Annotated in this window: 20 protein-coding genes and 1 pseudogene; 10 read left to right on the forward strand and 11 right to left on the reverse strand. The window is 39.1% G+C overall.

Going from position 1 to position 21,475, the window contains the following annotated elements; all coding sequences use genetic code 11:
- Positions 1-238: 238 nt before the first annotated feature.
- Complete coding sequence (gene nadB, locus CIK86_RS09570) at positions 239-1,846, forward strand: L-aspartate oxidase (RefSeq protein WP_011327421.1); 1,608 nt, start codon at positions 239-241, stop codon at positions 1,844-1,846.
- Here nadB and CIK86_RS09575 read toward each other — a convergent pair.
- Both CIK86_RS09575 and CIK86_RS09580 read right to left on the reverse strand, forming a co-directional pair.
- Positions 1,824-2,078: a hypothetical protein gene (locus tag CIK86_RS09575; RefSeq protein WP_011327420.1), complete on the reverse strand. Its 255-nt coding sequence runs from the start codon at positions 2,076-2,078 to the stop codon at positions 1,824-1,826. The two genes, nadB and CIK86_RS09575, sit on opposite strands and share 23 nt — an antisense overlap.
- Before the next feature lie 154 nt (positions 2,079-2,232).
- Entirely contained in the window at positions 2,233-2,484 is a 252-nt protein-coding gene (locus tag CIK86_RS09580; protein WP_011327419.1) for a succinate dehydrogenase assembly factor 2, read from the reverse strand.
- Between the two features lie 163 nt (positions 2,485-2,647).
- Between CIK86_RS09580 and ygfZ the strand changes: the two genes are divergently transcribed.
- Positions 2,648-3,559, forward strand: coding sequence for a tRNA-modifying protein YgfZ (gene ygfZ, locus CIK86_RS09585; RefSeq protein ID WP_086995035.1), 912 nt, complete (start codon positions 2,648-2,650; stop codon positions 3,557-3,559).
- Between the two features lie 12 nt (positions 3,560-3,571).
- Positions 3,572-4,057, forward strand: a complete 486-nt coding sequence (locus tag CIK86_RS09590; protein ID WP_011327417.1) for a peptidylprolyl isomerase — start codon at positions 3,572-3,574, stop codon at positions 4,055-4,057.
- A 66-nt stretch (positions 4,058-4,123) separates the two neighbouring features.
- On the opposite strand, the gene CIK86_RS09595 is transcribed toward CIK86_RS09590, so the two are convergent.
- From CIK86_RS09595 to CIK86_RS09605, 3 genes are all read right to left on the reverse strand, one after another.
- Entirely contained in the window at positions 4,124-4,600 is a 477-nt protein-coding gene (locus tag CIK86_RS09595; RefSeq protein ID WP_086995032.1) for a hypothetical protein, read from the reverse strand.
- A 45-nt stretch (positions 4,601-4,645) separates the two neighbouring features.
- Positions 4,646-5,428 carry a DUF481 domain-containing protein gene (locus CIK86_RS09600; RefSeq protein ID WP_086995029.1) on the reverse strand — a complete coding sequence of 261 codons (783 nt, stop codon included), beginning with the start codon at positions 5,426-5,428 and terminating at the stop codon, positions 4,646-4,648.
- A 79-nt stretch (positions 5,429-5,507) separates the two neighbouring features.
- A complete protein-coding gene (locus CIK86_RS09605) occupies positions 5,508-5,828 on the reverse strand; it encodes an HI1450 family dsDNA-mimic protein (RefSeq protein ID WP_011327414.1) in 321 nt (106 codons plus the stop codon).
- A gap of 547 nt (positions 5,829-6,375) precedes the next feature.
- On the opposite strand from CIK86_RS09605, the gene CIK86_RS09610 reads away from it, so the two are divergent.
- The 4 genes from CIK86_RS09610 (at position 6,376) to CIK86_RS09625 (ending at position 9,189) form a co-directional block, all read left to right on the forward strand.
- Positions 6,376-7,167 carry a crotonase/enoyl-CoA hydratase family protein gene (locus tag CIK86_RS09610; protein ID WP_086995026.1) on the forward strand — a complete coding sequence of 264 codons (792 nt, stop codon included), beginning with the start codon at positions 6,376-6,378 and terminating at the stop codon, positions 7,165-7,167.
- Positions 7,168-7,234: 67 nt separating this feature from the next.
- A complete protein-coding gene (locus CIK86_RS09615) occupies positions 7,235-7,588 on the forward strand; it encodes a CidA/LrgA family protein (protein WP_011327412.1) in 354 nt (117 codons plus the stop codon).
- Complete coding sequence (locus CIK86_RS09620) at positions 7,581-8,324, forward strand: LrgB family protein (RefSeq protein ID WP_086995023.1); 744 nt, start codon at positions 7,581-7,583, stop codon at positions 8,322-8,324. The genes CIK86_RS09615 and CIK86_RS09620 overlap by 8 nt, the downstream gene beginning before the upstream one ends.
- A gap of 37 nt (positions 8,325-8,361) precedes the next feature.
- Positions 8,362-9,189: a mechanosensitive ion channel family protein gene (locus tag CIK86_RS09625; protein WP_011327410.1), complete on the forward strand. Its 828-nt coding sequence runs from the start codon at positions 8,362-8,364 to the stop codon at positions 9,187-9,189.
- Between the two features lie 18 nt (positions 9,190-9,207).
- On the opposite strand, the pseudogene CIK86_RS09630 reads toward CIK86_RS09625, so the two are convergent.
- From CIK86_RS09630 to CIK86_RS09645, 4 genes and pseudogenes are all read right to left on the reverse strand, one after another.
- Positions 9,208-10,268: pseudogene (locus CIK86_RS09630) on the reverse strand (CNNM domain-containing protein).
- Positions 10,269-10,310: 42 nt separating this feature from the next.
- Positions 10,311-11,663: a magnesium transporter gene (locus CIK86_RS09635; RefSeq protein ID WP_011327408.1), complete on the reverse strand. Its 1,353-nt coding sequence runs from the start codon at positions 11,661-11,663 to the stop codon at positions 10,311-10,313.
- Positions 11,664-12,208: 545 nt separating this feature from the next.
- The gene (locus tag CIK86_RS09640) at positions 12,209-13,876 is read right to left on the reverse strand and encodes a methyl-accepting chemotaxis protein (protein WP_086995154.1); all 1,668 of its coding nucleotides are present in this window, start codon (positions 13,874-13,876) and stop codon (positions 12,209-12,211) included.
- Positions 13,877-14,396: 520 nt separating this feature from the next.
- Entirely contained in the window at positions 14,397-15,158 is a 762-nt protein-coding gene (locus CIK86_RS09645) for an IS5 family transposase (RefSeq protein WP_089367531.1), read from the reverse strand.
- 56 nt (positions 15,159-15,214) lie between these two features.
- On the opposite strand from CIK86_RS09645, the gene pelG reads away from it, so the two are divergent.
- The 3 genes from pelG (at position 15,215) to purU (ending at position 18,917) form a co-directional block, all read left to right on the forward strand.
- On the forward strand, positions 15,215-15,859 hold the full coding sequence (pelG, locus tag CIK86_RS09650; protein WP_257010425.1) for an exopolysaccharide Pel transporter PelG: 645 nt from the start codon (positions 15,215-15,217) through the stop codon (positions 15,857-15,859).
- Between the two features lie 133 nt (positions 15,860-15,992).
- Complete coding sequence (locus CIK86_RS09655) at positions 15,993-17,882, forward strand: hypothetical protein (protein WP_086997390.1); 1,890 nt, start codon at positions 15,993-15,995, stop codon at positions 17,880-17,882.
- A 204-nt stretch (positions 17,883-18,086) separates the two neighbouring features.
- Positions 18,087-18,917 carry a formyltetrahydrofolate deformylase gene (gene purU / locus CIK86_RS09660; RefSeq protein WP_011327398.1) on the forward strand — a complete coding sequence of 277 codons (831 nt, stop codon included), beginning with the start codon at positions 18,087-18,089 and terminating at the stop codon, positions 18,915-18,917.
- Between the two features lie 73 nt (positions 18,918-18,990).
- Here purU and CIK86_RS09665 read toward each other — a convergent pair whose 3' ends face one another.
- Together CIK86_RS09665 and CIK86_RS09670 are read right to left on the reverse strand one after the other, a co-directional pair.
- A complete protein-coding gene (locus tag CIK86_RS09665) occupies positions 18,991-20,592 on the reverse strand; it encodes an AbgT family transporter (RefSeq protein WP_011327397.1) in 1,602 nt (533 codons plus the stop codon).
- Positions 20,593-20,741: 149 nt separating this feature from the next.
- Positions 20,742-21,392, reverse strand: coding sequence for a response regulator transcription factor (locus CIK86_RS09670; protein WP_011327396.1), 651 nt, complete (start codon positions 21,390-21,392; stop codon positions 20,742-20,744).
- Positions 21,393-21,475 lie beyond the last annotated feature (83 nt).

Below are 21,475 nucleotides of genomic sequence, written 5' to 3' on the forward strand. Positions count from 1 at the left end.
CGGTACTCCTGTGTCTAATTTTTGCTTATCATTCATAGTGTCGCCATTGTTCACAGATACTCTGACTCTTACATGAATAAAAAGTTCTGCTTTATATTGTTTTTTTATTAAATAGTCGTAAATAACCGTAGTTAGAGCCAAAATTACTACTTGGTATGATGGCAAATATGATACAACTACCACTATTGAAAACAAACATTGCTCTATATGGGCATTGTAACCGCAAAGTACCTCTGACATGAACCAAAATAAACATCACATTGCAGATGTCGCTATTATAGGTAGCGGCGCAGCGGGCTTATCACTTGCCTTATCTTTAGCTAACTATTGTAACGTTACCGTAATCAGTAAGGGAGCACTCACTGAAGGCTCCACACTCTATGCCCAAGGTGGTATAGCCGCGGTATTTGATAAGAAACATGACAGTATAGAATCACATGTACAAGACACGCTCGATGCGGGCGGTGGCTTATGCGACAAAGAAGCAGTGCACTATACCGCTAGTAATGCCCACGATTGTTTGCAATGGTTAATTAATCAAGGCGTACCGTTTGATATAGAGCTGGATAGCCATGGTAAAGAGCGTTTTCATTTAACGCGTGAAGGCGGCCACAGCCATCGACGCATTTTACACGCCGCCGACGCTACTGGTAAAGCCGTACAAACTACATTAATCAGCCAAGTTCAAGCCCACAAAAACATCACCCTGTTAGAGCATTACAACGCCATTGATTTAATTACAGATAAAAGCGGCAATAAAGCCAGCTCGCATATAAATGGCATGTATGTATGGAATAAAAACGCCAAAAAAGTAGAAACAATTGCGGCTAAATTTGTTGCTTTAGCGACAGGTGGTGCTAGTAAAGTGTATTTGTATACTTCAAACCCTGATGTTTCCAGTGGTGATGGTATTGCTATGGCATGGCGTGCGGGTTGTAGAGTGGCGAACATGGAATTTAACCAGTTTCATCCAACCAGTTTGTACCACCCTGAATTACAAAACTTTTTAATTACCGAAGCAATGCGTGGTGAAGGCGCTTATTTAAGACGCCCCGACGGCAGCCGATTTATGCACGAGTTTGATGAGCGTGAAGAGCTTGCTCCTCGCGATATTGTTGCTCGCGCTATCGACTTTGAAATGAAACGTTTGGGTGCCAATTGCGTATTTTTAGACATTAGTCACAAAGATAAAGATTTTATTATTGAGCACTTCCCCACTATATATGCAAAGTGTCTAAGTGTCGGGCTCGATATTACCAAAGATCCTATTCCTGTTGTACCTGCAGCGCATTATACCTGTGGTGGAGTAATGACTGACTTTAATGGTAAAACCGATTTAGATAACTTATATGCAGTAGGTGAAGTTGCTTATACCGGCTTACATGGTGCTAATCGTATGGCGAGTAACTCATTACTAGAGTGTATTGTGTTTGCCCATGCGGCTGCAAAAGACATTTTAAGCAAAATTGAACATGCACCAGAGCCCATTAATCTGCCGCACTGGGATGAAAGCCGCGTAGCTAATTCAGATGAAGAAATAGTGATTACTCACAACTGGCATGAACTAAGGTTGTTTATGTGGGACTACGTGGGTATTGTGCGCTCAACTAAACGCTTAGAGCGTGCACTACATAGAGTTGAGTTGTTACAGCAGGAAATACATGACTATTACGCTAACTTTAGAGTTAGTAATAACTTGTTAGAGCTGCGTAATTTGGTACAAGTTGCCGAACTAATTATTCGCAGTGCACTTGAGCGCAAAGAAAGCCGTGGCCTGCACTACACTATTGATTACCCAGAGCAAAACGCTAATCCAACACCTACTATTTTAACTCCACAGCGTTAATTGCATTAAGTGTAGCGCGTTTTAGGCGCGCATAGCTTTGTACATCAACACTATTGGCTGTAATAATCAGCCAATAGTTGTTATTAAAACCCTTAATATAAAGCCAAACACTATTGCCAATTAAGCGGCTTTTAGCACTTATTTCGCCTTGAATTAACCGTGTGCTATTTTCAAACCTAAACTGCTTTGGGGCTAAAATAATAACGCCTTCAAGTGGCTGTACTGCCTGCATTTTTAGCCATACAAGTATGGCCGCTACAAAGTTAACAACTATGCAAAAAATGATTGCCTCAAGTGAACTTAAAAATAAGCACAGCAATAATATTAAAACACAAAAAAAGACCACAATAGGTTTATGGTCTGTTTTGTTTGCTGTAACTGTAAACCTATACACGAACTCGGTCTAAAATAAGTTGTACCATGCTGTTGAGCTGCTCATCTTTACATTCTTTGTGGCCCATAAACCAAGCAAATAAGTCAGGATCTTCTTCGGTAAGTAAACGCTGAAAAATAGCTTGCTGTTCAACGCTAAGTGAATCAAAAGCATCTTCTACAAAGGGCATAAACAATACATCTAGCTCTAGCATGCCACGGCGACAAGCCCAACGGATACGTGCTTTACTATGAATTTCAGTCATTTTAAACCTCATATTTAATTGACTTGAGTTTAACAAATACCAATTAATTTAGCAGCTCTTAATCGCTTATTAAAATAATAAAACCCGCACTGAGTTAGCTGCTGTACCCAAGGTTGTATCTACGTTATTATGTTACCTCATTAAATAGTCAAAGAAGGTGTTTATGTCGATTGTTCATGCGTGTGCTTTATCTCATCAGCTTATTAGCCTCTCTGGCGCAGATAAATTATCTTATCTTCACGGACAAATCACTCAGGATATCAACAAGCTAACTAACAACAATTATCTTTGGGCCGGGCACTGTAGCGCCAAAGGTAAGTTATGGGGCGTGTTTAAATTATTTTCTCATCAAGATCATTACTATTTAATTGGCTCTAAGGCTGAAGTGGAGTGCTCTTTAGCCGAGTTAAAAAAGTATGCGGTATTTGCTAAAGTAGACATTAACGTAGCACCACAGCGATTAATTGGCTTAATTAGCGACGACTTTACTGAGTTACTCACACAACTTAATATCGAATTTGCGGCGCAAGACACTGCATGCGATTTTAGCCATGGTAAAGCTCTTAAGCTTACCGGCAATCGACTTTTACTAATGGTAGATGAGCAATTTAACTTGCCTGATAACGTAGTAACGCTTGAAAACGATATGCTATGGCAACAAGCTGCTATTTTAGCCGGCGAGCCACAGCTTAATGAGCAAGCGATTGGTGAATACGTGCCGCAAATGGTTAACTTGCAAGCAATAGGTGGCATTAGCTTTAAAAAAGGCTGTTACGCAGGGCAAGAAACCGTAGCGCGAATGAAATACTTAGGTAAAAATAAGCGTGCTATGTATATCGTTTCAGGGCAAAGCGATGGGTTACTTACTGAGTTGGATCTAGAAAGACAACTAGGCGAAAACTGGCGCCGCGCTGGTAAACTTATCAGCCAGAGCTTTAATGAACAAAGTAAAACACTTACTGGCCTTGTAGTGTTGCCAAACGATACTGATGTTACTCAGGTACTTCGTGCAAAACACACTCCTTCGGTAGAGCTAAACATTCTTCCTCTACCCTACTCTCTTGAAGATGAATAAATAGGACTGACTATGATCGTTGCAGCAAACAAAGTGGTAAAAATGCATTATTCGGTATTAGATAATGACGGCAATACCATTGATAACTCGTTCGATGGCGAACCACTAATTTTTATTATTGGCACCGGCTATCTAATTTCAGGCCTAGAAAATGCTCTGCAAGGCAAACAAGCTGGCGACACGTTAAGCGTAAAAGTTGAACCTGATGAAGGTTACGGCGAACGTAGTGACAACTTAATGCAAGCTGTGCCTAAAGAAATGTTTGAAGGCATGGAAATTGAAGTGGGTATGCAGTTTCGTGCATCAACCGATGATGGCGATCAATCAGTCATGATCATCGACATTCAAGACGAAGAAGTTATTGTAGATGGTAATAACCCACTGGCTGGTATTACGCTTAACTTTAATGTAGAAATTTTAGAAGTACGCGATGCAACCGAAGAAGAACTAAGCCATGGTCATGTACATGGTGAAGGCGGTTGTGGTCACGACCACTAAAATGCCTAAGCAAATAAAAAAGCGCCTAAGGCGCTTTTTTTGTTACTAAACTCAATTTAATTACATTTAAACCGCAGCAGGTTTAGCATCATCGGTAGCTGCTTTAAGTGTTTCTGCAGGTGCTATTTTACCTTCAAGCGCTGTGAGTAAGCCTTGCTGATCATTAGTACCCACTCTGTATAAAGTGCCATCTTTAAGGGTAAGTTGAATAGCACTAAAACCAGACACTGTATATATCCAGCCATCGTGGGTAATACGAATACCAATACCATGACGATACGAGTTTTGCACCGCTTTAGCTTCTGCAATATCTGCAAGTGCAATACTTTGCCCAGCAACACCTGGACCAAATGCCCAACTAATATGAGTGTCATTTACTTTTACGGTTAAGCCATGAAACAAAAAACCCACCAGCACTAAAATACCGGCAAACACCATAAGTGGGCCATCAGCCCCAATTAAATTCCAGGCAAGGGCTACAAAGCCACCAATCCAGGCTAATACAAAAAATATAAATAGCGCATACTGCTTATGCTGATACATAACACTCTCAAAATTAAATAACGATACGATTAAAAATAAAACAACTTAAAAGCTATAAACTAATGTTGCGCTGAGCTCTGAGTCAAACTTGAGCTTATTTTCTTCAGGTTTGGAATTATAACGATACATATAAGCAAACTTAAGTGATACCCCACCAATTACTTGGCTGATCAAGGCTGTTTCTGACTTTAATCGTGAATTAAGCCCCGACAAAGACTGCTCTATACTTACATCTTGGTTAAAGCGCGTTCGCTCAGAAACCAACCGCTCCCATTGCATAGCAAAACGCACTAAATAACCTACTTTGTTTTTATCATCTTCGCTAACATCAGACTGCTCCTCAGCCACAGAGCGATACAAACCAGGTCCTATATCAATATCAACTTTATTTTTAACGCCTTGGTAAACGCGCGCACCATAACCTGTTGCTACAGTACTTTTAAACGCTAGACCGCTAAATTTATCTTCTTCGTAATCGCCATAAATAAAAAATGAGGAATTCTTAACGCCTACTTTGTAGTTACCTTGCGCTGATATAAACACCCGGTTAGCGGTCACATCAGACTTTCCGGTGTCATCGTTATGATCGCGTTTGTATAAGGAATCTATTTTAAATTGATTACGCCAGCTTTCAAAATCTTGATAAAGGTTACCTTTGAGTTTAAAACTGGTCGAATTAGTATTGCCTTTACTTAATATAAAACCAAATTCGGTGTCGCCGTAAAGCATTTCGCCTTTATGTAAATCATGAATTTCTTCATCCGAGAGTTGTCCGTATTCATGAAAATCTTCAAAAGGATCGACAGCCCAACTTGGGCGGCAAACCATTAAAAAAATTAAGAATAAAAACTTACGCAAAACACTCTCTCTTGTAGGTGATCATAAAACAACTTTAACTAAAACTGAGTTACTCAGTCTCTTTCCATAAAATGTGACAAAAAGGCGCGTCTTTATCACGGCTAATTAAAATTTTAGCGAATAATACATCGTCATTTTCAAATTCTAAGCCTACTAACACCTGCAAAAAATGATCAGCTTCAACTTCTAGAGCAACAAAATCCTGCCATTGCTCATCGGGCTCGCCCTCTTCAATAAAACCAAGTTCTTCTCTGTATTGATTAAAAGTTTCAACGTCTTGCTCATTCAGGTTGCTTGGTGCCAACTCTAAAAAAATATCGTACGCTTGATGAGTTGCTTCTTCTTCTGTGTATAAACGCGGGCCTGACATGAGTAGTTAACCTTTGAGCTTTTAAAGTATGATCATAATACCAAAAGTTATCGTTGTTTTGAGAAAAAAACGCTGAAAAAACTGACTTTCTTCAGTCTCTTAATTGTTATAAGTAAAATCAATCAATTGAGACCTGCCGCTGAGTAATAAATTCATTTTATTTTAGGGTCTGTTGACCTTTGCGGATTAAATTTGTTCAAACTAGGGGCGATTTAATCACGGCGCGAGGTTTGTAACCTAGTGGGCTAAGTAAAAACCGAGCAAAGCTTCCGCGTCCTGCTCACGCCCCTTACCTACATCCATGTAGGCAACAAAGAGTCAATCGCCCCTAGGCAGAACCCTTCGGGCAGCGCATGTTTGGCATTGATGCTACGTTATCGCCTATTTATGGGGAATAACCACACCACATAGGCTCTGCCTTGCCTAAATACCAAACACACTGCTGCAAATTTAACCTTGAAAGATAAACAGACCCTAATCAACCACGCTCACTTTACTTAACTTAAATAACATCATAAGCTCAGGCAACAGGTCAGAGGAGTGCAAAATGATAAAGTTAGAAAAACAACAAGGCATTGCAATTGTCACACTAAGCAGAGCTCAAAAACAAAATGCTTTAAGCTTTGCTATGTTTGTTGAGCTTAATAAAATAATAACAAAGCTTAAAAAAGATCGCAGCATCCGCGCCGTAGTTTTAAAAGGCGATGGCGATCACTTTTGCGCGGGGTTAGATATAGCCGCAGTTATGGCGTCGCCGCTTAATATTATTAAATTATTATTTAAATGGTTACCTGGCAATAAAAATTTAGCCCAGCGGGTAGTATTGGGTTGGCAATCGCTTAGCGTGCCGGTTATTGCACAAATTAATGGCAACTGCCTTGGCGGTGGATTGCAAATAGCACTCGGCGCTGACTATAGAATAGTGCACCACGATGCCCAATTTGCCATTATGGAAGCGCGTTGGGGGTTATGCCCAGATATGGGGGCTAATGTTGTAATGAGCGGTTTAGTAAAACGCGACCAAGCACTATGGCTTGCCAGCCATGCTGATCCAATAAGTGCGCTACAAGCAAAAGAGCTTGGCTTGGTCACTCAAGTAACTGATGACACCGAGGCTGCCACACAAAAAATGTTGGAAATACTATTAGCCCGCTCGCCCGACACTCTGGCGGCAATTAAGCGCGTTACCCAGCAAAGCTATAAAACTCAGCAACGCAACATACTCGCCAAAGAAACCTTTAGCCAAATTAGATTATTACTTAGCCCAAATACCAAAAAGGCAATTGCTAAAGCAAAGGGTAAAACCGATATTCATTATGCCAACCCTAAACGCTGGTAAGATGATGCATGCATAAATAACAGAGATTTGTTAAAGTTAAATTCCTGACTTTCCAATGAGCTCTCTAATGAAATATGTGTTAAGTAGCGCAATTATTTTACTCTGCTTAGCGGCGGCTAAATTCATTATGCACAGTATTGGCGGCAGTTTTCCTGCGCCTTTACTAGCAATGGTTATTTTATTGCTGCTACTGTTAACTGGCATAGTAAAAGAGCATCAATTAAAGCCCTGCGCTTCACCTATTTTAAATATTATGCCCATCTTTTTTATTCCTGCGGGGGTTGGCTTTATTGAGCACCTTGGCTTAATAAAGTCGCATTGGCCTTTTTTAGTTGCCATTGTATTGCTAGTCCCTATTAGTACCTTATTGTTAGTGAGTAGTGTTATTGCCTACTTTAAAGGACGCGTAAATAATGACTGAGCAACTAAAATCGCTAACAACACAACTAACTCCAGATTTATGGTGGCTTAGCGTACCGTTTATTATTGCGCTGTTTTTATTATTAAGGCTACTTAACCAGCGGGTTAAGCATGTTATTTTAAAATCACTTACTAACCCTGTATTTTTAAGTATAGCTATTATTGCTTTACTCTTGGTTAATTTAAACTTGCCTTACACTAAATTTGCTAGCCACAGCCAATTACTAAGTTGGCTGTTAGAGCCCGCTATTGTGGCACTAGCATTACCTTTATATCAGCAGTTTGTTCATGTACGTAAAAACTTACTCTTAATTGTAACCACTTGTAGTTTAGGGATTATTAACGCCACTGTAGTGGCTTTTTTACTCAGCATGATATTTGCTGTACCCACACAACTTAGCGCCTCAGTTGCAGCATTGAGTGTAACAACTCCTATAACGCTAATTGTAACCGAGTCATTAGGCGGTATTGACTCGCTCGCTGCTGCCTTGGTTATTTTTATTGGTTTATTGGGTGCTTTATTTGGCTTTGTACTTTTTAAACTAATTAAAATTTATAACCATGAAGCGCAAGGCGTTGCCATGGGTACTGCCTGTCACGCTATTGGCACCGCAGCAGCATTGGTTGAGCATCCTAAAATAGGTGCATTTTCATCGGTTGCCATGGCATTAAGTGCGCTTTTAACGGCTGTAATAGTACCGTTTTTATATCCAATCTTAGTCAACACTTTGCTATAGTTAGCAAAAATATTTAACAGCCATCTTAAGAGCATATATGATCAGCCCAGAAATAGAACAGTTTGAAAAATACTACGCCATGCTTACCGAGTATTTAGTTACCTATAGCATGCAAATTGTAGGTGCTATTTTCATACTCTTAATTGGCTTATGGGTTGCGCAAAAGCTTGCCAACGTAGTGGCTAATTTAATGGCTCGCCATAATATTGACGTCACGTTAACTAACTTTGTGAGTAACCTAGTTAAAGTGTTGCTCATAATAATTGTCATTATTATTGCGCTGGGCAAAATAGGCATTAGTGTTACCCCTTTCGTGGCCGCTATTGGTGCTGCGTCGCTTGGTGCGGGTTTGGCAATGCAAGGTATGTTGTCTAATTATGGTGCTGGCCTTGCTATTATTGCCACTCGTCCTTTTGTGGTTGGCGACACTATAGAGGTTAAAAATGTCAGCGGGCAAGTTAAAATAATAGAGCTGGGGCATACAGTACTTATTGACGAAGAAAAGGTAGAAATAACCATACCCAATAAGCATATCCTCGGTGAAATACTCCATAACTCGTTTAAGTTTTCATTGGTAAAAGGCGAAATTACCATTGCTTACAGCGCGTGCTCAAATACCGCAGTTAAACTAATTGAAGATGTTGTGAATGGCCATGAGCTTGTGGCTAAAGTGCCCAATGCACAAATTGGTATAGAACGCTTTGCCGACAATGGCGTAACTATTAGCTACCGCTACTGGGTACCAACCACTAAAATAATCGAAACCAAGTTGGCTATTAATGGTGGGGTTTATAGCGCTATGAATAAAGCGAATATTGAAATACCTTTACCGCAGCGCATTGTTAGTATTATTAAAAGTGATTAATTTATAAACCTAAACCGTTTAAAGCGGTTTAGGCTGATCTATACTGGGGTTTAATTCAAGTTTAGGCGCACTCATACCTTTTAGTAATCGGCCAAAAATATCAGCCCCAGTAATAATGCGTTTTTCATCGCCCCATACCAGTACTACATAGTGCTCAATTGCCCCATCGAATGACTTGTCTAATGAATGACTGGCGCGAATTTTTAAAATAACATCACTTAAGCGCATACTTTCATCGATCACTATTATTGGTCTGTGGCAAAAGTGGTACGGATCAAATGTGTCTGGCTCAAACAAAGCTGCGCGTAAAAATCCATCCGCATCAACCACTAACAAAGGATCACCGGCCTGATTAGTAATAATTACCCAGTTGTAACCAGACTTGTGCAGTTTGCGTAAAAATTCATTATCGGCACTTAGTGTTAGTTCAGGAAATATTGGTAAATCAAGCTTGGTTGGTAACGCTATGATTGAGTCGGGATCTATCACTTCGCCTTCTTGAGTAACACTAATTTCATCTAAACTAAAAAAGTTAAGTGCACCAATACCTTCTACGTGCTGTACATCGGCTTCTTCAGCTTCTATGTGCTTACGAATAATGCCTCTGAGCTCACTCTCTGCAAAGTAGGTAATACCTTCTTTGCCTAACCAAGCATCGAGTATTAGCCCTGTAGGCTTAGCAACGACATAAAACAGTAATTGATAAAACTTAATTAACGGCGACAACATGCTGGCCATTTTTAACGCATTACGTGAAAAATACGCCTGTGGTGTAATTTCGCCAATAATAGTAATAGCAATAGTTGAGAATAAAAAAGAACTTGCACCCATTAATACCGAGTCAGAAAGTAAGGTCAGCAGTACGTTAATACCTACGTTTCCCCACAAAATAGTCGAGAGTAAAAAATTTGAATCGTTACGCAGTGCCATTACTTTTATCGCAGCGGCGTTACCTTTACTACTTTCCATTTCGAGTTGTAATCTACTTAGCGAAAAAACGCCAAGTTTAAACCCGAAAATATTGCTGACTGCGAAATACACAGTGCAATAGCACACCAAATCATGACATCAAAAGTCATTGTTTTTCCTATTTATTTACGCGTTCCTTGCGATACAAGGCACTATAACAGTAGCAAACTACCTAAACCTAAAAAGGTAACAAAACCAACTATATCGGTTACTGTAGTTAAAATAACTGAGCCCGAAAGCGCTGGATCTATTTTCATTTTATCTAAAATAGAAGGGATCACTACACCGGCTAACGATGCTGCAACTAAGTTAAGCAAAATAGCCACGGTAATAGTAATACTTAGCATAACGTCGTTAAACCACAAAAAGGTCAATGCGCCAATAACAAAAGCCCATACAAAACCATTTACCGCGCCCACTCTTAGCTCTTTTTTAAGTAGCGCTGCGCGGTTAGAGTCGGTTACCTGGCCAAGTGCCAAGCCACGTACAATAACGGTGAGCGTTTGACTCCCGGCAATTCCGCCCATAGAGGCCACTATTGGCATTAATACCGCTAAAGCCACTACTTGCTCTATAGTTGCACCAAACAGGCCAATAAACCACGAGGCTAAAAATGCAGTCGCCAAATTTATACCTAACCAAATACCCCGGTTTTTAGCACTTTTTCGCACACTCGCAAATAAATCTTCGTCTTCACGCAGACCACCCGCTTTAGCGGCAGCCTCGTCGGTTATTTCTTGGCGTAACTCATACGCTGAAGCAATGGTTAAACGGCCCAGTAATTTGTTATCAACATTAACAACCGGCATTGCCATTTTTTCGCTATGAATAACCACTTCCGCAGCTTCGTATAAATCATCATCTGCATGCAGCGATACATAGTCATGGTTTGCTAAAGTAATTAAACTGTCGTTGTCATTGGCTTTTATTAAATCATTAATTGCCACTTCACCAATTAAACTGCCCTTACGGCTCACTAAATAAATAACCTCTGTGAACTGCGGCAACCCTTTATGGAGTAACTTTTTAGCGCCTCCCGCGGTTAACTTTTCAGACACTTTTAAAAAGTCAAAACCTAACCAGTGACCTATTTGCTCAGAAGGGTATTGTTGCGCTAATTCATATTGCTTTGTTTGTGCTTCATCGAGTTGTTTTTTTGCATACTCAACAAATCGCTCAGGAATTACTTCTTCAAGCTCAAGCAGTTCTTCTACATTAACTTCGTCTAATAGTTTAAAACCGTCGCTATCATCTAAAGTTTGCAGTAACCATAAGGTGCTGTCATCGCTTAAATTAACAAATATTTCGTGTTGCGTGTCTTCATCTAACAACTGCCAAATTTCAAGGCGCTGCTCTTTAGGTATTGCTTCAAAAAGCAATGATAAATGCTCAGTTGATAATGTTAATTGTGCGTCTATTAATAACTTATTTTTGCGCTCTGTGGTGTCGCACTGTAATAAGTCATTTATGAGTTGGGGTAGTTTATCAACCGGATACTCAATCATCTTAAGCCTTAAAGTTTAGTAGGTTATATTAATAAATAGTCACTTATTAATATGTATTGCTATTAGTGTAACGTAGCGGGCATAAAATATTGAAAAAATATGCAAACTCATCCGCTTTTTTTCGCATTGTATGCGTAAAAATAACCAGCGGTTAATGTTTTTTTATTATTTTTTAAATTTAATTATACAAGCACAATCACGACTTACTTTTGATATGATTTCAGATGCTTAAGTGTAGGCAATTTCATACATCTTCATTAACTAACCTGAACTCTGGTTAAGAGATTTACTAACATATTGAATCATCGTTATATTTAATTTTATTTTCTCTAGCCAGAGGTTTTCAGTGAAAACAAGGCGAATTTACGCGTCAATAGCTGGCCTATTGCAAGTAAATTCAACGCAGTTAGCGCTGAAAATAGCTGCTTGAGATAAGTTTATTATCCGGAGCTCAGGTTAACTAGGAAGGATTTTTTGCAGCAGGCAAAATAAAAGCCGTAGCTAAAAATTACGGCTTTATAAATGATTAAATTTAAAAATATGTCTTAAATTTTAAACTGCCCTACCAACTCGCCTAAGCTTTCACCACGACCAGCTAAATGTAAACTTACCGATGACGTTGTTTTACTTGACTCTGTTAGCTCATTTACAATTTCTTGAATAGCAAAAACATTACGGTTTATTTCTTCGGTTACACTACTTTGCTCTGTTGCAGCTGTTGCTATTTGGGTACTCATATCGTTTATAGTGGTAACCGATGTAGTAACCGCGCCTAAGCTTTCTGAAATAGCACGTGATGACTCAACTGAGCGATTACAGCTTTGCTGACTTGCTTGCATAGCGTTAACCGCCGCAGTAACTAAGTTATGCAGCTCACTAAGCATTTCGCTAATTTCTAACGTACTTACTTGTGTACGACTTGCTAAGCTTCTTACTTCATCAGCAACGACTGCAAAACCTCTGCCCTGCTCACCCGCACGAGCCGCTTCAATTGCTGCGTTAAGTGCCAGTAAATTTGTTTGCTCTGCAATGCCACCAATAACGCTTAATACACTATTAATCTTTTTAGATTGCTCACTTAATGAATCAACCTGTTCTGCAGCTGTATTTATTTCGGCCATTAAGTTTGATACTTCACTTAAAGATATATCAACACATTCTTGCGCTCTTGCTACTTCTTGCGTTGCTGCCTGAGTTGACACCGCAACTTGGGTCGTATTTTGCGCCACTTCGTGAGAGGTTGCAGACATTTCAGTAATCGCGGTCGCGACTAAATCAGTTTCATGATTATGTTTTAATAACTTATCTTCAATCACCAAGGTTTGCGTATTTATATCTGCTGACGCTGTTTTAACATCGTTAGTTACATCAACCACACTGGCTATAATACCGTGTAATTTGCTAACAAAAGTATTAAACGACTCGGCAAGTTGGCCAATTTCATCCGTACTATCAACCTCTAACCGCCTAGTTAAGTCACCTTCACCTCGTGCTATATTATCTAAGCCTTGTACCATTCTCAGCACTGGTTTTAACATATTATTTGCAGCAAATAGCGCGCCCGCAATGGCTAAAACCATACAAAGCAATGCAATTGATAATAAGGTAGTTATTTTTTTGTTTAGTTGTTTATCCATTATCATTTGATAACTAGTAAGCTCAGCTTCTATGTCATCCATGTAAGCACCTGTACCTATCATCCAATTGGTACCTGGGATCATTGCTGCATAACCTATTTTTTCAACTAAGCCATTGGTATTTGGTTTTTGAAAATGATAAGTAAATGCGCCGCCACCTTGGCGGGCTTGTGCAAGCAAGCCTACTATTATTTTTTTGCCATTGGGGTCAGTCATCCCAATTTCATTTTTACCTTCAATAGCATCACCTAACATGGCATGAAAAACACTCACGCCATTGGTATCGTAAATAAAGAAATAACCATCATCACCAAAGATGAGTTGCCTTAATGCATTTTTAGCATCTTGCTCTGTACCTTTACTTAATTCGTATTGTACTAATTTACTCGCAATTTCAACTTCTGTAGCGAGTAAATGTTTTTTATCAAAAATCAATTTGCTTTTAAAAGTATCAAATGTAAGTTCTTGATTCTTAACTTCTAAATAATACGAGCTAAATAAAAAACTTATTAGCAGTAGCGTTAGCGGCAGAATAGTTAACAGTAGTAACTTTTTCTTCAAGCTTAAATTACTCATTTTTTCTCCAAATAAACACATTATATAAGCTGTAAAAGCTCTACTTTCATTTTGGGGCTTATTAGCTACAAAATTTATAATAACTATGGCTATAGTCCTAACTTATATAAACGTTTAGATCTACTTAAGAAAAATAAATATTTATGTGAAGCAAGCTATAACTTGTGGGTTACTATTATAGTCTTTGTTCTATTAACTTAATAGAGAAAAACACCATTATCATTAATAAACCTAAGCTGAATAGTAATAAAGTTGCAACTTACTCTAGTATAATTAATAGCCTTTAAAGTAAGCAAAACACCTAATACAGGTAAAATATTTAATTAATTGCCGTAATGATGAGCAAGCACAACATAAAATGCTACTTACAATATAAACAATTTAAATTTGTTTAGTTTTTTTGCTTTTTGTAACATATAATTAAAATATTAATACTAAACTCCTATAACAAATCAGGTACAATTATTCTAATTGCACCTTGACTATTTATTAGGGGCTGTTGATCTTTGTAGTACATATATCAATCAGCCCACATTGGTAGCCACATCATAGTAAATGCTAAAGCGAGCATTGAATGATAATTTCGTTCAAGCTTTTCATACCGCGTGGCTATCCCTCTATATTGCTTAATACGGCCAAATGCATTCTCAACCAAGTGCCGATATTTGTACATGCACCAGTCAATATCTTCATTGCCTACTAAACTGTTGCCCTTACGTGGAATAACGGGTGTAGCGTTATTATCACGAACAAACGCTCTCAGTTTTTCACTGTCGTAGCCTTTATCTGCGACAACCATATTACTTGTTGGGCAATTAGCTACGAGTGACTCTGCATGGACGATATCATGCGTATTTCCACAGGATAATTCATAATAAACAGGCAACCCTCCGCTATCGACTGCAAGATGAATTTTCGTAGAATTTCCACCTCGGCTCTTTCCAATTGATTCATTGTCAGCAGTTCTTGCACCGCAACTATGTTGATGAGCCCTGACAATACTGCCATCAATGAAGACCCAATCCATGTCCGCATCACGAGATAATGCGCGAAACAGTTCATTCAAAATCCCTTTTTTGGACCATAAATTAAACCGTCTGTAGATAGCACTCCAACGGCCAAAATCAGAAGGTAAATCTCGCCATGGAATACCTGTGCGCATCTTATACAGTATGCCTTCGAGCGTTTTTCTATGGTTGGGCTTATTATAAATTCGACCACTTAAGTACATTACTTTTGATAAGACATTCCATGTCCCGTCTGTTAACATTAATCTTGGCATGTAGGTTCGGTGTAAAGTTTTCTGGCGAATTCAATTATACCTTATCTTCATGCTGTTTGTTTTTCATACCACAAAGATCAACACGCCCTAGTACTTCAATAGAAATTATCGGCACTCTCAGGGCAAGCCCTATTTACGACTTACCCATATTTTTAGCCTACTTGTCTATTATTCCTGGTATGGCCGTGTTTTTAGTAAGAATGGAAACCGACTTTGTTGAGGAGTACGACCGTTTTTACACTGCAATACGCGAAGGTGCCTCTTTAAATGAAATTTATCTATTAAAAGATAATATGATACAAACTGCTCAAGGTGGTTTATACGATATATTTAAAATTCAGGGCATTACTGTAGCTTGCTTATTACTTTGGGGTGAGCAAATACTCACTTTTATAGGCATAGATCCTAACTACAAAACCTTATTATTTATCGATGTAGTGGGTGTGGGTGTGGGTGTACAGGTTATATTTTTATCAATACTCAATATTTTATTTTATTTAGATAAACGTTTTACTGTGCTGGTACTCGCAGCAATATTTTTAGTCGTAAATGTTGTTTTTACCTATTTATCGGTTGCACTTGGACCACAGTTTTATGGCTATGGCTTTGCATTTGCAACTATTATTAGCTCGGTTGTGGGTTTGTTTTGGTTATCTAAACAGTTTGAAGATTTAGAATACGAAACCTTTATGCTGCAATAATAAACGCTTAACATTTTAGGCTATTTGCTTAAACCAAGCTTATAATGCCAAAACTAATAAATAAGTGTAATAAACATAAATTGCTTATTACACTTATTTCTCCCAATAAAATTCTTTTATAAAGGAATATTCAATGGCTTTTGATTATGGATCGATTGATCTTGGACTTAAAAACCCCTTCAAGCTTGAAGGTAAAGTAACCGCACTAAGAGGTGCTATAGAGTCAATTACCGGCATTACGCTGCTTGTTGTTGCTGCAGGGTTAGTTAAAGAGGATGCAACTGCCGGGTGGATCTTGATGCTTTTTGGGATGATTATTTTAGGGTTTGGCATTGCTTCACTCTCAACAGGTATTTATGCCACACTAAAATACTTTGTTGGCCGTAATCACCCTACGTCACTGGCTTATAACTACAGTAAATCGCAAAGCTCTACCGCAAAAGAAGAAAAAAAAGAAGTTGCCTATAACGACCAAGAACTAGAAGAAATGCTTATGGGTCGTAAAAACATTACTTTTAAAGAGCCTAAAGGCTTTTTATCTCGCTTGTTGCATAGCCTTATTCCTAAACTAATGTTTTTACCCTACCCGATGCGTAATATTGCCCAGCAATTATTTGGCTCATGGGTAAGTACCTTTGTGGCACTTATTGCGTATGGACTGGTAGCTTTTGTATCTTTGTCGGGCTTTACCGGTGAAGCAGGCGAATTAGCATTTCCCATATACAGTAGCATTTTAATGTTTTATGTATTGTTCTCATGGCGCTCGGCAGGTAAACCAACCACTCGCAATGCTGCAAGAGAAATTGAACCACTTGGTGGTGGTGCACTGGCTAAAGTTATTTCGCTATCGTTTATTTTACCCATTATTATTGGCCTTTCTATGTCGTGGTTAATGCAAGAACAACACATTAGTAAAGCGCAAATAGATGTTTGGTTTGAACAATTACCCAACCTACATGCGGGTATGTATTTAGTCGCTATTATTATTTTAGCCACCTTGAGCTGCGCACTGGTTTTTACTATGTTAAAAGCACGATTAAATAGCATAACACCAAGCACTGAGGTATCTGAGCTGCGCGAAAACTGGCAAGAATCTGTACACCCTACTGAAATTTTTATTAATCTAGATAACCTAGTAATGGCTAACCGTCGTTATAAAGAAGTGCCTAATCGCGTATACCGCGAGCTCAACCCACAACTGCAAGAGCAAGTAGAAGGAAAAGGCGGCTTTAAAGGCGAAATAATTCAAGAAATACAACCTAAACTACATGAGCTAGATTTAGGTAAAGGTTTTAGTATGGCTAGATTATTGGCGCTACTTAGTGGTAATTTTCTGTATTTAATCGCGCTTATTTTCACGGTATTATTAGCCTACTCTTTCATCGATATTTATCGTTATATTGATAGCGCAAATATCAATTCAATAGAGCAAGCACTTAATAATCGTCATATTTCACCTATCAGCGAGCTAGTAATGGCAAGCGTACATTTATTACTGATAGGTGTATTAATTAAAGCCTTTGCTCAGCTATTAAGTAGCAATGCACATTTGTTTTTTGCTGAAATGCAATTTGAATCACTTCTGGTCTATTTTAAATGTGAAGGTACATTTACTGAGTCTAAAATATCAACCGGTACAGGTATTCACGACAGCACTCGCTCTGAAAACACCTTAGTACGTAGCAGCATTACCCCTTGGGTTATTGTTTCGCGAATAGTAACCACCACTTTTGCAGCAACAGGTATGAAAAATCTTGAGCATCCACGCCATATTATGGAAATGCACAAAGACGAAGGTCAGTTACAAGCAATTAAAAACGATGTGATTGCGTTCTTAAAAGATCGCGAGTCAATAGCCTCAATTACCAGTGAGCGTGATTTAGGTAACGCGTCGCAAATTCATCAGCTTAATCAGCAAACACGCGCTATGCCAACACAACAAAGCGCAATTACAAAAAATGATGAAGAAGCCGCCGGCTTTATCAGACAACAAGATGATTTAGCCTCAGAAACCAAGTCATAACACAGTAACTTAATTATATATCAATGCCACTGGCAATCAGTGGCATTTTTAACAGCAACTATACCTTTTTAAACCCCAGTTAACTTTGCTCACTTTAATGTCATGCTTGTTCTAAATTAAACCTTGTAACAACACACAAAGCCCTTGCTTTATGCGCTAAAACGCAAATAATAAAGCAATCTATAATTGGGTAAGAATGAGAGAATGAGCTACATACTAACCACACAATGCGCCGATGATGTAGGGCTAATAGCCAAAATCACCGGGCTTTGCCACCAGCATAATTTAAATATTACACGTAATAATGAATTTGTAGACAAAGACGCTAAACGCTTTTTTATGCGTACAGAGCTCACTGGTGAGCCACAAAGTAACTTTTTACCACTACTACGCGAAATACTACCTGCAGACGCTAAAGTGGCTTTACACAATGGTACAAAAACTAAAGTTGTGTTACTTGCTACTAAAGAAGCACATTGCTTAGGTGGCGTATTATTAAAGCAATTCGAACAAGCGCTAAATATTGAAGTGCAAGCCGTTATAGCAAACTACCCTATTTTAGAGCCGCTTGCTAAAGGGCTTAATGTCCCTTTTCATGTTATCTCTCATGAGGGATTAACGCGCAGCGAACACGATCAACAAGTAGGCGATTTAATTGCCAGCTATAACCCTGACATTATTGGTTTAGCTAAATATATGCGTATTTTAAGCCCTGAGTTTGTACAACGCTTTGAGGGCAAAATTATTAATATTCATCACTCGTTCTTACCCGCTTTTATTGGTGCAAAACCTTATCATCAAGCATTTGAACGTGGCGTAAAAATCATTGGAGCCACAGCTCACTTTGTCAATAACGAGTTAGACGAAGGGCCTATTATTTTGCAAGATGTTACGCCTGTAACCCACGCAGAAACTGCAAAAATGATGGCCAATATGGGTAAAGATGTAGAAAAAACAGTATTTTGTAAAGCGCTACAACTTGCCTCTGAGCATAAGCTATTTATTAACGGTAATAAAACCGTGGTGTTTTCGTAAAACAAAAATGCCAGCAAATTATGCTGGCATTTTTAAACGATTAAATAATACTTATTGTATTACCCAGGTACTATTAAGGCGTGTAATAAGTGGGTGATCCTGGCCCTACTGGCATACCCAATACAAATACCCATAAATAAAACAAAACAACCCAACCAACAAAAAATATCATACTGTATGGCAACATAGTGGCTACCAGTGTGCCTATACCCATATCTTTTTTGTACTTAGCTGCGACAGCGAGGATCAAGCCAAAATAGCTCATCATTGGCGTTATTAAGTTAGTAACCGAGTCACCTATACGATAAGCCGCCTGAATGGTCTCTGGCGCGTAACCAACTAACATTAGCATAGGTACAAAAATAGGCGCGGTAACAGCCCATTGCGCCGAAGACGACCCTAAGCTTAAGTTAACCAATGCACACATTAATATAAATAATACAAAAACTTCGGGGCCAGTTAAGTTTAAAGCTTGCAGTAATGCAGCACCGTTAATTGCTAAAATAGTGCCTAAATTGGTCCATTTAAAAAACGCGACAAATTGTGCAGCAAAAAACACTAGTACAATATACATGCCCATTGAGCTCATACTTTTGCTCATCGCATTAATTACGTCTTTGTCGTTTTTCATGGTGCCAACAACGCGCCCATATACAAAGCCCGGAATACCAAAGGTTACAAAAATAAACACCACTATGCCTTTCAAAAAGGGCGAGTGGGCTACTAATCCGGTTTCGGGGTTACGTAAAATGCCATCGGCTGGCACTATGGTCCAGGCAAGTAGTAGCGATACAACTAATAGCGATACCCCTGCCCACTTTAAACCCGACTTTTCTTTGGCCGTTAACGCGGCAATATTATTTTGTGCAAGATCAGCACTGGCCTCTTCAGGATTATATTTACCTAAACGTGGTTCAACAATTTTTTCAGTAACTAGGGTGCCTAAAATCGCAATTAAAAACACCGACACCATCATAAAATACCAGTTAGCTTCTGCGCCTACTTGGTAAGTTGGGTCGATCATTTGTGCCGCAGGTGTGGTAATGCCTGCCAGTAAGGGATCTATTGTGCCTAATAATAAGTTAGCACTATAACCACCCGACACCCCAGCAAACGCCGCTGCTAAGCCCGCTAATGGATGACGCCCTAAACTATGGAATATCATTGCAGCTAATGGAATAAGTACCACATAGCCCAGCTCAGAGGCGGTATTAGATAAAATAGCGGCAAACACCACCATAAAGGTCACTAACCGCTTTGATGCACCCATTACCATGCCGCGCATTGCTGCCGACAGCAGTCCAGAGTGCTCAGCAACACTCACACCAAGTAAAGCTACCAGTACCGTGCCCAGTGGGGCAAAGCTGGTAAAGTTAGTTACCAAGCCAGTTACAATACGCTGTAATCCCTCGGCACTAAGCAAGCTCACTACTTCAATAACACCATCGGGTTCGCGCCCAGGCGAGCCCTCAGGTCGAGGATCGATTGCACTTAGGCCAAACCAATCCGCCACTCCACTAAATACAACAATTACGATACAAAATATTGCAAATAAGGTGATGGGATGCGGTAGCATATTGCCTAAAAATTCTACGCCAGCTAAAAAGCGGTTAAACCAGCCTTTATTTGCGCTTTCATTACTACTTTGGGCCTTGGAGTCTAAAGAGTCTGACATACCATGTTCTCTTAATTATAAAATGCCCGTAAGCTAGCATTATTTTTATAGGAGATCATGTAATAAAGGTGAATGGCTTGTGATAATTGCGTATATAAGCGTAAATAAGACTAAAAAAGAGGCTTTGTGCCTCTATTCTATGCATGGTTTTATATTTGCTCTATAGGTGCTAATTGTAGTTTTGCAGCAATTAATACCGCTTGTGTGCGGTTATATACGCCAAGCTTTCTAAATATGGCGGTAATATGCGCTTTTACAGTGGCTTCTGAAATATGTAACTCATACGCTATTTGCTTATTTAGCAAACCTTCGTGCAGGTATTGTAAAACACGGTATTGTTGTGGGGTAAGTGAGGCAACTTGCGCTGCAATTTCTCGGTCTTCGCCTTGAATTTCGGCGACTTTATTTTTTAATTCTGTTGGTAACCAAGTATCGCCTTCGAGTATTTGATTAATTGCATTGGCAATATCATCTGATGATGATGACTTAGGAATAAACCCCATTGCGCCGTAACCCATTACTTTAGATACAATATTAGCGTCTTCACTTCCCGAAACTACCGCAATAGGTAAACTAGGATAGTCTTCTCTAATACGAATAAGGCCGTATAAATCACCATTACCTGGCATGTGTAAATCCAGCAGTAATATATCAAGATCTTCTTGCTCGCTTAACACCTGCAATGTACTGTCAAAATCAGATGATTCAAATACTTCTAAATCGTCAAATTTTACAGTTAGTGCACCCTTTAGTGCTTCACGAAATAACGGATGGTCGTCCGCTATTAAAAACTGACTCATGGTTCACTCCTAATAAATTCGGCTGTGCCCTATCTAGTAGAGCACAGCCGATATACTACGTTTAGAATCAACTTGTAATCAAG

Source organism: Pseudoalteromonas sp. JB197, from assembly GCF_002332205.1.
Taxonomy (GTDB): Bacteria; Pseudomonadota; Gammaproteobacteria; order Enterobacterales; family Alteromonadaceae; genus Pseudoalteromonas; species Pseudoalteromonas nigrifaciens.

What these genes read in the sequence shown, in the direction of transcription:
- CIK86_RS09605 (WP_011327414.1), bottom strand. Translation starts at nt 5,828, where the DNA reads ATGTCAGGCCCGCGTTTATACACAGAAGAAGAAGCAACTCATCAAGCG.
- CIK86_RS09640 (WP_086995154.1), bottom strand. Translation starts at nt 13,876, where the DNA reads ATGAGTAATTTAAGCTTGAAGAAAAAGTTACTACTGTTAACTATTCTG.
- CIK86_RS09595 (WP_086995032.1), bottom strand. Translation starts at nt 4,600, where the DNA reads ATGTATCAGCATAAGCAGTATGCGCTATTTATATTTTTTGTATTAGCC.
- CIK86_RS09655 (WP_086997390.1), top strand. Translation starts at nt 15,993, where the DNA reads ATGGCTTTTGATTATGGATCGATTGATCTTGGACTTAAAAACCCCTTC.
- nadB (WP_011327421.1), top strand. Translation starts at nt 239, where the DNA reads ATGAACCAAAATAAACATCACATTGCAGATGTCGCTATTATAGGTAGC.
- CIK86_RS09635 (WP_011327408.1), bottom strand. Translation starts at nt 11,663, where the DNA reads ATGATTGAGTATCCGGTTGATAAACTACCCCAACTCATAAATGACTTA.
- CIK86_RS09620 (WP_086995023.1), top strand. Translation starts at nt 7,581, where the DNA reads ATGACTGAGCAACTAAAATCGCTAACAACACAACTAACTCCAGATTTA.
- CIK86_RS09590 (WP_011327417.1), top strand. Translation starts at nt 3,572, where the DNA reads ATGATCGTTGCAGCAAACAAAGTGGTAAAAATGCATTATTCGGTATTA.
- purU (WP_011327398.1), top strand. Translation starts at nt 18,087, where the DNA reads ATGAGCTACATACTAACCACACAATGCGCCGATGATGTAGGGCTAATA.
- CIK86_RS09645 (WP_089367531.1), bottom strand. Translation starts at nt 15,158, where the DNA reads ATGCCAAGATTAATGTTAACAGACGGGACATGGAATGTCTTATCAAAA.
- CIK86_RS09665 (WP_011327397.1), bottom strand. Translation starts at nt 20,592, where the DNA reads ATGTCAGACTCTTTAGACTCCAAGGCCCAAAGTAGTAATGAAAGCGCA.
- ygfZ (WP_086995035.1), top strand. Translation starts at nt 2,648, where the DNA reads ATGTCGATTGTTCATGCGTGTGCTTTATCTCATCAGCTTATTAGCCTC.
- CIK86_RS09600 (WP_086995029.1), bottom strand. Translation starts at nt 5,428, where the DNA reads ATGGTTTGCCGCCCAAGTTGGGCTGTCGATCCTTTTGAAGATTTTCAT.
- CIK86_RS09615 (WP_011327412.1), top strand. Translation starts at nt 7,235, where the DNA reads ATGAAATATGTGTTAAGTAGCGCAATTATTTTACTCTGCTTAGCGGCG.
- CIK86_RS09670 (WP_011327396.1), bottom strand. Translation starts at nt 21,392, where the DNA reads ATGAGTCAGTTTTTAATAGCGGACGACCATCCGTTATTTCGTGAAGCA.
- CIK86_RS09610 (WP_086995026.1), top strand. Translation starts at nt 6,376, where the DNA reads ATGATAAAGTTAGAAAAACAACAAGGCATTGCAATTGTCACACTAAGC.
- CIK86_RS09580 (WP_011327419.1), bottom strand. Translation starts at nt 2,484, where the DNA reads ATGACTGAAATTCATAGTAAAGCACGTATCCGTTGGGCTTGTCGCCGT.
- CIK86_RS09575 (WP_011327420.1), bottom strand. Translation starts at nt 2,078, where the DNA reads ATGCAGGCAGTACAGCCACTTGAAGGCGTTATTATTTTAGCCCCAAAG.
- CIK86_RS09625 (WP_011327410.1), top strand. Translation starts at nt 8,362, where the DNA reads ATGATCAGCCCAGAAATAGAACAGTTTGAAAAATACTACGCCATGCTT.